A 10,163-nucleotide genomic window follows, 5' to 3' on the forward strand; every position below is an offset into this window, starting at 1 on the left:
CCAGAGCCAGAGCCAGAGCCAGAGCCAGAGCCAGAGCCAGAGCCAGAGCCAGAGCGCCAATTTTCGAGTCACCACTCAAGCTACGCAGAAATACGCGCGGCTGAGTTTGAGGTTCCTAACCTTGAGGATGTTCAGAAACTACTGAGTCGTTTAGAGGCGACCAATGTTGTTGATGAACTGAACCTTGATGAGTTGATGGATCAGAACACCCAGAAAATCGCCCAGCAAGCAGACATGCAAATGTTTGATGCCGCGGTTGAGTCTGTTCAAGTGTTCGAAGAGCCAGAGATTCAGGATTGGAATCTTCCAGAACCCGATTTATCAATTGTTTTAGAGCCACCTGTTGAATCGCAGCAAATTGAAGAGTTACAAGCTGAATCGTTGGAGACGGAACAAGTAGAAGTTAAGGCTGTTGAGCCTGAACTTGACGTTCCTGATCCCGAGACAGTTATTGAACCCGAAACTCAAGCAGGAGGTGCTGACCAGTTTACCTCTTGGGAAAGTACGGTTCGCAAAGAAGACTTTCAAGTCTTGTATTTTGATGTAAACGGCGTGACCTTTGCGGTGCCACTTGATGAGCTTGGCGGCATCCATCGCCTTGAAGAGTTAAGTCATATCATTGGTAAGCCAGCTTGGTATTTGGGTTTACAAACCAACCGTGATAGTCAGCTAGATGTGGTCGACACCGCAAAATGGGTGATGTCTGAGAAACTATCAGGTGACGAATACAAAGAAAACTATCAATATATAGTGATGCTTGGAGAGAGCTTGTGGGGCCTGGCGGGCACAGAGCTCAAAGGCACCGAGCTACTTAATACAGACAAAGTACGTTGGCGAGAAATGGCAGGGAAACGCCCATGGCTCGCTGGTATGGTAAAAGAAAAAATGTGTGCTTTGATTCATGTTGAAGCATTAATCGCCATGCTAAACGCAGGGCTAGATGTAAAAGCATTAAGCTAGTAATAAGCATTGGGCTAACAATAAGCATCAAGTTAATAATAGTGGTCGGTAACGACGGCAAGAGGATTATCTATGTCTCATATGAGTGAAGTTGAAGTAAGAAAAGAGCAAACGAATGATGAAGTACTTCAATGGGTGACTTTCCAGCTAGAAGAAGAAACTTACGGCATCAACGTAATGCAAGTACGTGAAGTACTACGTTACAGCGAAATTGCTCCAGTACCGGGTGCTCCAGATTACGTTCTAGGTATTATTAACCTACGTGGTAACGTTGTTACTGTTATCGACACTCGTTCTCGCTTTGGTTTGATGCAAGGTGAAATCACAGACAACACTCGTATCATCGTTATTGAATCTGAGCGTCAAGTAATTGGCATTCTAGTAGATAGCGTTGCTGAAGTGGTTTACCTGCGTTCTTCTGAAATCGACACAACGCCAAGTGTTGGTACTGATGAAAGTGCTAAGTTCATCCAAGGTGTAAGTAACCGAGATGGCAAGCTACTTATCTTAGTAGATCTAAACAAACTACTAAGCGAAGACGAATGGGATGAGATGGCTCACCTGTAATGTTTGAAGCGCTTCCTTTAAGCCCTGTCGCTCTGATATCAGGCGTTGGGGTTTTTACGTTATTTATCCTGATTTTGATTAGCAAAGTAAAACGTGCGATTCAAAAGCAGCTCGATCAGTCACGCCTGCAAGTTCGTAACTTGGACAAAGAGCTTCAAAAATCGAGTAAGCAATTACTTGAGGTTCGCTCTGTTGTGGTTGGCCTTGGCCAGAAAGTGACTGAACAACAAGATCTTATCAAACATTTGAATGAACGTATTGTTGAGCTGGAACATGCGGATACCGATGGACGTTTGTACACACGTGCAACGAAAATGGTTCAGCTTGGCGCTGGGATTAACGAGTTAATTGAAGAATGTGAATTACCCAAAGCAGAAGCTGAGCTGATGATGTCTCTGCAGAACAAGCTTGCTGGTAAAGAGAAAATTCCTTCATTACGAAGCGACCCTTCATCGTACGATCAGCAACCCGATGCCTCTCGCGATCGCAGAGACCCGCCTCGACGTCGTTAAATTGAGCGCTTAATTCGTATTGAGCAATTGATGTTTATTACGTATTCCTCTTAAAAGAAGCTTCGGCTTCTTTTTTTATGCCTGTCCGATCTATATAGAACGATGTTTATAAGTGCTTGTATCTACGACAATATCTTGTTTGTTGATGAAAATGTGTAAATTGTGATGAGGTGGTAACAGTTTCTTACCGACTTTGTTCTATCGAAAACGCCTAGTCCTGTTTTGTCACCATGTTGGTGTGCTACTATAGCGCTCTCATTACTCGACTAAATTTACCTATGCTAGAAGTCTCAAATTTAACTGCTATTCGTGACGACAGGATTCTGTTTGAATCGTTGTCTTTTCAATTGAAACCAGGTGAGCTGGTTCAAGTTGAAGGTCGTAACGGTACCGGGAAAACGACACTCCTTAGGATTATTACTGGCTTAGGCGATCGCGATGACGGCACTATCTCTTGGGACGGTGAGTCTATTGAATCGAGTCGAGATGTTTATCATCAAAATTTACTTTTTCTTGGTCACCAAACAGGCGTAAAGCGCGAGCTTAGTGCTTATGAGAATCTGAGCTTTTATCAGTCGATTCACAGTGGCGGTACCAGCAAAGAAGAGCTTTATCACGCGCTGGCTCAAGTCGGGCTTGCGGGCAGAGAAGACGTACCTGCGGGGCAACTTTCAGCAGGCCAACAACGCCGAGTTGCGTTGGCTCGCCTTTGGTTGAGCAAGCAAATGTTGTGGATTCTTGATGAGCCGCTGACTGCCATTGATAAGCAGGGCGTGAAAGTTCTCGAATCTCTTTTTTCTCAGCATGCAGACAACGGTGGCATTGTGTTGTTAACCACACACCAAGATATGTTTGCTGATAGCCCGAAACTAAGAAAAATAAAGTTGGGTGAGTAATATGATCTCTTCAATGACCACGATTATCCGACGCGAACTGCTTATCGCGTTTCGACGTCAAGCGGATATCTTTAACCCTTTGTGGTTCTTCATCATTGTTATCACGCTTTTCCCTTTGAGTATTGGCCCAGAGCCAAACCTACTTGCGCGTATTGCTGCGGGTATTGTTTGGGTGGCCGCTTTGCTCTCTGCATTGCTCTCTTTAGAGCGTCTTTTCCGTGATGATTTTCAAGATGGCGCCCTTGAACAGATGATGCTGATGCCAATCCCGTTGCAGTTGGTAGTATTGTCCAAAGTCATAGCACACTGGTTGTTGACCGGGTTACCATTGATTTTAATCAGCCCATTATTGGCTGTTTTGTTGTCTTTAGATTTTGATACATGGCTCTCAGTTGTGTTGACCTTGCTGGTAGGAACACCCGCATTGAGTTTTATTGGTGCGATTGGTGTTGCGTTAACCGTTGGGTTACAGAAGGGCGGAGTCCTGTTAAGCCTGTTAATCTTGCCGCTTTACATCCCCATTTTGATTTTCGCGACGTCAGCGATTGACGCTGCGGCTTTGGGCGTTGCGTACAACGGCCAATTGGCGGTGCTTGGGGCAATGTTAATGGGTGCGATGACTATGACGCCTTTTGCGATCAGTGCCGCACTTAGAGTGAGTGTGAACTGATTGGGGTTCCGTTATCGTATAGCCAATGTGAACCAAATGTGACGATTGGACTCATAGAGTCAATAAAACTGAAAGCAAGACAAATAAAATTATTATAATTATAGCTTTAATAGCTGTAAGCAATATGAAGTAAGAGTGAGATTACAACATGTGGAAATGGCTCCATCCCTATGCCAAAGCAGAAACCTCTTATCAGCTTGCTGGTAAACTTTTGCCATGGTTTTCGATCCTAGCGCTATTGTGTCTATCCGTCGGTACCGTGTGGGGGCTTGCATTTGCGCCTTCTGATTACCAACAAGGCGATAGCTTCCGTATCATCTACATCCATGTACCGTCTGCAATCTGGTCTATGGGCGTTTACATGTCGATGGCGATTGCTGCCTTTATCGGTTTGGTATGGCAGGTAAGGCTATCAGACATGGCCGCACTGGCGATGGCACCGATTGGTGCTGTGTTTACCTTCATTGCGTTACTAACCGGCGCTGTTTGGGGTAAACCAATGTGGGGCGCCTGGTGGGTTTGGGATGCGCGTTTAACCTCAGAGCTGATTCTTCTATTCCTATACTTGGGTGTGATTGCACTACACCACGCTTTTGACGACCAAAAAACAGCAGCAAAAGCGGCGGGTATCTTGGCTATCGTTGGTGTCATCAACCTACCTATCATTCACTTTTCAGTAGAGTGGTGGAACACACTTCACCAAGGCGCGACCATTACTAAGTTCGCAAAACCTTCGATCTCAAGTGACATGCTATGGCCGCTTCTTCTTAACATCTTCGGCTTCGCCTTTTTCTTTGGTGCTGTGACTATGGTTCGTTTCCGTAACGAAATCATCAGTAAAGAGAGTCACCGTCCATGGGTTCGCAAGCTTGCGGCCGAAAAAGCGTAGTAGGGTAGGTAATTATGTATTTTGAATCTTTGAGTGATTTCTTTGCCATGGGGGGCTACGCCTCATATGTATGGAGTGCATTTGGAATCACATTTCTCGCGATGATCATTTTACTGGTCGTAAGCGTTCGTCGTGGTAAGCAATTACTAAATGAAGTACAAGCTAAGATTGATCGTCAGGCTCGTATCGATGCAGCAAAAAATATGGAGAACACTCTATGAACCCAAGACGTAAAAAGAGGCTGGGCATTGTCTTAGCGATCTTTTTTGGTATCAGTGCGACTGTTGGATTGATGGTTTACGCACTTAACCAGAACATGGATCTGTTCTACACACCAACTGAGCTGGTCAACGGCAAAGATGGTAAAAAACCTGAAGTTGGTCAACGCCTACGTATTGGTGGCATGGTCGTAGTCGGCTCTGTAAGCCGTGACAATGAATCACTACGTGTAAGCTTTGATTTGCAAGATGTAGGCCCTAAAGTAACGATTCTATACGATGGCATCCTTCCTGATCTTTTCCGTGAAGGCCAAGGTATTGTTGCTCAGGGTGTGCTTAAAAATGCAACGACAATCGAAGCGTTTGAGGTGTTGGCAAAGCACGATGAAGAGTACATGCCTTCTGAAGTTGCGGAAGCAATGAAGAAAACCCATGAGCCTTTGCAATACACGACTGAACAAAAAGAAGGAAATGCTCAATGATAGCCGAGATCGGCCATTTTGCGATGATCCTGTCCTTGGGACTTGCATTGCTGCTAAGCGTGCTCCCATTGTATGGAGCCGCTCGAAATAACACATTATTGATGAACAGCGCACGACCGTTGTCGTGGGGTATGTTCGGATTCTTAGCGATTTCGTTCTTTATCTTGTGTTACGCGTTCTACACCAATGATTTTACGATTCAATACGTAGCAAGTAACTCGAATAGCCAACTGCCTTGGTACTACCGAATTACGGCGGTTTGGGGCGCTCACGAAGGTTCATTACTGCTTTGGGTTCTTATCCAAGCGGGTTGGACAGTTGCAGTAGCGACGTTTAGCCGTGGTATGCCTCAAGAGTCTGTGGCTCGCGTACTGGCTATCATGGGTTTGATTACTGTCGGCTTCTTGCTGTTCATTATCGTAACGTCTAACCCGTTCCTACGTACATTGCCTTTCTTCCCTGTAGATGGCCGCGACTTGAACCCACTACTGCAAGACCCGGGTTTGATTATTCACCCGCCAATGCTTTACATGGGTTATGTAGGTTTCTCTGTTGCGTTCTCTTTCGCCATCGCTTCTCTAATGAGTGGTCGTCTTGATACGGCATGGGCTCGTTGGTCGCGTCCTTGGACAATCGCAGCTTGGTTATTCCTAACGGTAGGTATCGCACTAGGTTCATGGTGGGCTTACTACGAACTTGGCTGGGGTGGCTGGTGGTTCTGGGATCCAGTAGAAAACGCTTCATTCATGCCTTGGTTGGCTGGTACTGCTCTAATGCACTCACTAGCGGTAACTGAAAAGCGTGGCACATTTAAAGCTTGGACAGTATTGCTGGCTATCTCTGCATTCTCGCTAAGCTTATTAGGTACATTCTTAGTTCGTTCGGGCATCTTGGTATCTGTTCACGCATTCGCGTCGGATCCTGCTCGTGGTATGTTTATTCTAGGTTTCCTAGTCTTTGTTATTGGTGGTTCACTGCTGTTGTTCGCGGTTAAAGGCGCATCGGTTCGTGTTCGCGGTAACTTCGATTTGGTTTCTCGTGAAAACGCACTGCTTGGTAACAACATCTTATTGATTGCAGCGCTTGTCGTTGTATTAGTCGGTACGCTACTGCCATTAGTTCACAAACAGTTAGGCTTGGGCTCGGTATCTATCGGTGCACCATTCTTTGACATGTTGTTCTTTTGGTTAATGATCCCGTTCTCGTTCCTGCTTGGTATCGGTCCTCTGATCCGATGGAAACGTGACAACCTGTCTAAGCTTGTTAAACCAATGCTGATTTCAGGTGCACTCTCACTTGGCTTGAGTGCGCTAATGGTTGCTCTACTGGCTGACCGCTTCAGTGGTACTGCGTTTGCTGGTTGGGTAATGGCGTTCTGGATCATCTTCATGCACGGCTTTGAGCTGCATGAGCGTGCGACTCACCGTCATACATTCTTGAAAGGTCTAACTAAGCTACCTCGTAGCCACTGGGCAATGATGTGTGGTCACATAGGTTTAGCCGTGACAGTGATTGGTATCGCGATGGTGCAAAACTACAGCATCGAACGTGATGTACGTCTGGCGCCAGGTGAAAGCTACCAGCTTGAAGAATACAGCTTCCTGTTTACAGGGGTTCGTGACAAAGATGGTCCTAACTACGATGGTTACATTGCTGACTTTGAAATTACTAAAGAAGGCAAATACATCAACACGCTTCACGCTGAAAAACGTTTCTACACCACAGCTAAGTCTATGATGACAGAAGCAGCGATTGACCGTGGCGTAACGCGCGACCTTTACATTGCAATGGGTGAACGTTTAGACGACAACAAATCTTGGGCTGTACGTATCTACTACAAACCATTTGTACGTTGGATCTGGGCAGGTTCTTTGATTATGTCGATTGGTGGCGCTATTGCTATCAGTGACCGTCGTTACCGTTTCCGTAAGCCAATCAAAAAGTCGGCTGAAGAGCAGGAGGCTTAATTCGAATGAACAAGAAGATTTTATTCATTCCATTGATTGCGTTCATGGTTCTAGCTGGAATCTTTGCAACGCAATTAATGCGCAACCAGTCGGGCGATGACCCAACTAAGCTAGAATCCGTATTGATTGGTAAGCCTGTTCCTGAGTTTGGTCTAGAAGACTTAGAACAACCAGGTAAGTTTCATGATCAAGCGATCTTTAAAGGCGAGCCACTGCTTCTTAACGTGTGGGCGACTTGGTGTCCTACTTGTTATGCAGAGCACTCTTACCTGAACAAGCTTGCGGATCAAGGCGTTAAGATCATTGGTCTTAACTACAAAGATGATCGCAACAAAGCGGTTGGTTGGCTAAAAGAGTTGGGTAACCCGTACCTAATTAGCCTGTTTGATGGTAATGGCATGCTAGGTCTTGACCTTGGCGTGTATGGCGCGCCTGAAACTTTCCTAATCGATGCTAACGGCGTAGTTCGCTACCGCCATGTTGGTGACGTGAACCCAACCAACTGGGCATCGACGCTTGAGCCGATGTATCAAGAGTTGTTGGAGGAATCGAAATGATTAGAAAGGCACTGATTACTCTATTCGCTACGTTCGCAATTTCAGCGACTGTTTCTGCTGCGCCTATCGAGTTCCATGAATTTGATACCGTAGATCAAGAACAGCAGTTCAAAGAGTTGAGTAATACGCTACGTTGCCCTAAATGTCAGAACAACACGATTGGTGATTCGAATGCTGAGCTAGCGGTCGACTTACGCCAAAAAGTGTACGAGATGACAAAAGACGGCAAGTCTGAGCAAGAAATTATTGATTACATGATTGCTCGTTACGGTAACTTTGTAACGTACAACCCGCCACTGACCTTAGCTACATCGATCCTTTGGATTGGTCCGTTTGCGGTTGTTGTGTTTGGATTTGGTTTGATTATTTTACGAAGCAGAAAGTCAAAATCAAAAGCAGCAGTAGAGTCAGATAAAGACTGGGATGCAGACAAAGAAGCTCGCTTAAAAGCGTTACTCGATGAAGAGAACGACGGAGATAAGAAGTAATGACTCTATTTTGGATTTCTACCATTATCCTTTCGCTAGCGGCAATTTTCTTAATTGTTCTGCCTTTCATTAACAAGAAGGCAAACAATGACGAGATGCTTCGCGACGAGTTGAATAAAGCGTTCTATAAAGACCGTCTTGTCGAGTTAGAAGTAGAAGCAGAGGAAGGTCTTGTTGATAACCAACAAGAACTGATCGATGATTTGAAACAGTCTCTGCTTGATGATGTTCCTGCACAAGAAGAGATGAAGAAGACTCAAATCTCTACGCTTGGTGTGGTTGTACCGTCGATCATCCTTGTCGTCGTTGTGACTTATGGTATGTACTTTAAGTTCGGTGCGTTGGACAAAGTTCAACACTGGCAAGAAGTGAGCTCGAACCTTCCTGAATTGTCTAAAAAGCTAATGTCATCGGAAGGTGGTGCACTAACGGATGATGAGTTGGAAGATTTGACTCTAGCGCTTCGTACTCGTCTGCATTACCAACCAAAAGATTCAACAGGTTGGTTGCTACTCGGTCGTATTGCACTGGCTAACCGCGACGCTGAAACAGCAAAAGATTCTATGGAACGAGCTTACAAGCTTGAACCTAAGAATGAAGATGTTCAGTTAGGTTTCGCACAAGCACTGATGCTTTCTCCTGATGAAGCTGATCAAAACCAAGCTCGTTTGATTTTGAGCCGTTTGATTCAAAACGATTACGTTGACCTTCGTGTGTTCTCACTGCTTGCGTTTGATGCGTTTGAGCGTCAAGACTACCCAGGTGCGGTGAAGTACTGGAGCATCATGCAGCAGATGATTGGTCCACAAGACAGTCGCTATGAAATGCTTTCGCGCAGTATTGAAAGTGCTCAGAAGAAAATGGGCGACAATATGGGTGTCGACCAAGGTAAGACTGTTGCTGTAACGCTCGATCTATCTGCAGACGTGAATGCTGACCCTAACTCAGTGTTAATTGTTTCAGTACACAGAGCAGATGGTTCTCCAATGCCTATCGCAGCCGCTCGTTACCCACTAGGGACTTTCCCTCGTACTGTTGTTCTAGATGACGGCAACAGCATGCTGGAAGGACAAGAGCTGTCTAGCCTTGAAACTCTGATGGTTAGAGCTAGGCTTGATACAGACGGCAACGTTTCAACTCGCGAAGGCGATTGGTACGGTGAAAGTGAAGTGGTTGAACTGGGTGCTCCAGTTACCATTGATATCAATAAGCAATATTAATCACCACTTTGCATAGGTGTTAGCTATTCCGATTTGCAGATAAACGGTATAGACTTAGCCAAACAATTGAGGCCAGCGATTGCTGGCCTTTTTTATTATTTGGATTCCTTATGGAAAAGGTGATATGTCTGTCAGTGTTTTAAGACTCTCGAGTTTACTTTTTATCGCAAGCTTAACGGTTGGGTGTTCAAGTGCGCCGGACGAAAGTGTTGACGATGATAACCTCGAAACCTCTGAATACGTCGAAGAGTCCCACCCGAATGATCCTTTTGAAGGCTTCAACCGAGCGATGTGGGATATCAACTACGAATATCTAGATCCTTATTTAGTTCGCCCTGTTTCCCTCGCTTATGTTGACTACACCCCTGTGCCAGTACGTTCTGGTATATCCAATTTTCTAGCCAACTTAGACGAACCATCAAGCATGGTGAATAACCTTATTATGGGCAATGGTGAAAAAGCACTCGACCATTTCAATCGTTTTTGGATTAACTCAACGATTGGTTTGTTAGGCTTAATCGATATTGCCAGCGAAGCGGGGATCACCAAATACGATGATAAGTCGTTCTCTGATGCGATTGGTCATTACGGGGTAGGGAATGGTCCCTACTTCATGGTGCCGGGTTATGGCCCAATAACAACGCGTGAAGTAACTGAAACCGTTGATGGTATGTATGTGCCTCTGTCTTTCTTGAACTTCTGGGCTAGCTTAGGAAAGTGGGCATTCGAAGGCATGG

At 45.3% G+C, this 10,163-nt stretch carries 13 protein-coding genes; all 13 read left to right on the forward strand.

Annotated elements, in window-relative coordinates; translation table 11 throughout:
• On the forward strand, nucleotides 1–960 hold a 960-nt coding region (locus AB6E51_RS23380; RefSeq protein ID WP_372140238.1), incomplete at its 5' end, for a chemotaxis protein CheW.
• A gap of 72 nt (nucleotides 961–1,032) precedes the next feature.
• Nucleotides 1,033–1,527, forward strand: a complete 495-nt coding sequence (locus tag AB6E51_RS23385; protein WP_017064109.1) for a chemotaxis protein CheW — start codon at nucleotides 1,033–1,035, stop codon at nucleotides 1,525–1,527.
• Nucleotides 1,527–2,039, forward strand: coding sequence for a DUF2802 domain-containing protein (locus tag AB6E51_RS23390; RefSeq protein WP_017060660.1), 513 nt, complete (start codon nucleotides 1,527–1,529; stop codon nucleotides 2,037–2,039). Before AB6E51_RS23385 ends, AB6E51_RS23390 begins: the two co-directional genes overlap by 1 nt.
• A 278-nt stretch (nucleotides 2,040–2,317) precedes the next feature.
• Complete coding sequence (gene ccmA, locus AB6E51_RS23395; RefSeq protein ID WP_017060659.1) at nucleotides 2,318–2,935, forward strand: cytochrome c biogenesis heme-transporting ATPase CcmA; 618 nt, start codon at nucleotides 2,318–2,320, stop codon at nucleotides 2,933–2,935.
• 1 nt (nucleotide 2,936) lies between these two features.
• On the forward strand, nucleotides 2,937–3,605 hold the full coding sequence (gene ccmB, locus AB6E51_RS23400; protein WP_017060658.1) for a heme exporter protein CcmB: 669 nt from the start codon (nucleotides 2,937–2,939) through the stop codon (nucleotides 3,603–3,605).
• Between the two features lie 148 nt (nucleotides 3,606–3,753).
• Complete coding sequence (locus AB6E51_RS23405) at nucleotides 3,754–4,494, forward strand: heme ABC transporter permease (protein ID WP_102332830.1); 741 nt, start codon at nucleotides 3,754–3,756, stop codon at nucleotides 4,492–4,494.
• Nucleotides 4,495–4,508: 14 nt separating this feature from the next.
• On the forward strand, nucleotides 4,509–4,715 hold the full coding sequence (gene ccmD, locus AB6E51_RS23410; RefSeq protein WP_009848525.1) for a heme exporter protein CcmD: 207 nt from the start codon (nucleotides 4,509–4,511) through the stop codon (nucleotides 4,713–4,715).
• On the forward strand, nucleotides 4,712–5,194 hold the full coding sequence (gene ccmE, locus AB6E51_RS23415) for a cytochrome c maturation protein CcmE (protein WP_017064106.1): 483 nt from the start codon (nucleotides 4,712–4,714) through the stop codon (nucleotides 5,192–5,194). Before ccmD ends, ccmE begins: the two co-directional genes overlap by 4 nt.
• The gene (locus tag AB6E51_RS23420) at nucleotides 5,191–7,161 is read left to right on the forward strand and encodes a heme lyase CcmF/NrfE family subunit (protein ID WP_102332829.1); all 1,971 of its coding nucleotides are present in this window, start codon (nucleotides 5,191–5,193) and stop codon (nucleotides 7,159–7,161) included. The genes ccmE and AB6E51_RS23420 overlap by 4 nt, the downstream gene beginning before the upstream one ends.
• A 5-nt stretch (nucleotides 7,162–7,166) precedes the next feature.
• Nucleotides 7,167–7,718, forward strand: coding sequence for a DsbE family thiol:disulfide interchange protein (locus AB6E51_RS23425; RefSeq protein ID WP_017060653.1), 552 nt, complete (start codon nucleotides 7,167–7,169; stop codon nucleotides 7,716–7,718).
• Nucleotides 7,715–8,206: a cytochrome c-type biogenesis protein gene (locus tag AB6E51_RS23430; RefSeq protein WP_065583667.1), complete on the forward strand. Its 492-nt coding sequence runs from the start codon at nucleotides 7,715–7,717 to the stop codon at nucleotides 8,204–8,206. The genes AB6E51_RS23425 and AB6E51_RS23430 overlap by 4 nt, the downstream gene beginning before the upstream one ends.
• Nucleotides 8,206–9,426 carry a c-type cytochrome biogenesis protein CcmI gene (gene ccmI, locus AB6E51_RS23435; protein WP_017064103.1) on the forward strand — a complete coding sequence of 407 codons (1,221 nt, stop codon included), beginning with the start codon at nucleotides 8,206–8,208 and terminating at the stop codon, nucleotides 9,424–9,426. The genes AB6E51_RS23430 and ccmI overlap by 1 nt, the downstream gene beginning before the upstream one ends.
• A 124-nt stretch (nucleotides 9,427–9,550) precedes the next feature.
• On the forward strand, nucleotides 9,551–10,163 hold a 613-nt coding region (locus tag AB6E51_RS23440), incomplete at its 3' end, for a VacJ family lipoprotein (RefSeq protein ID WP_372140240.1).

Origin of the sequence: Vibrio sp. 10N.247.311.47, from assembly GCF_041467535.1 — a bacterium.
Classification (GTDB): Bacteria; Pseudomonadota; Gammaproteobacteria; order Enterobacterales; family Vibrionaceae; genus Vibrio; species Vibrio crassostreae_C.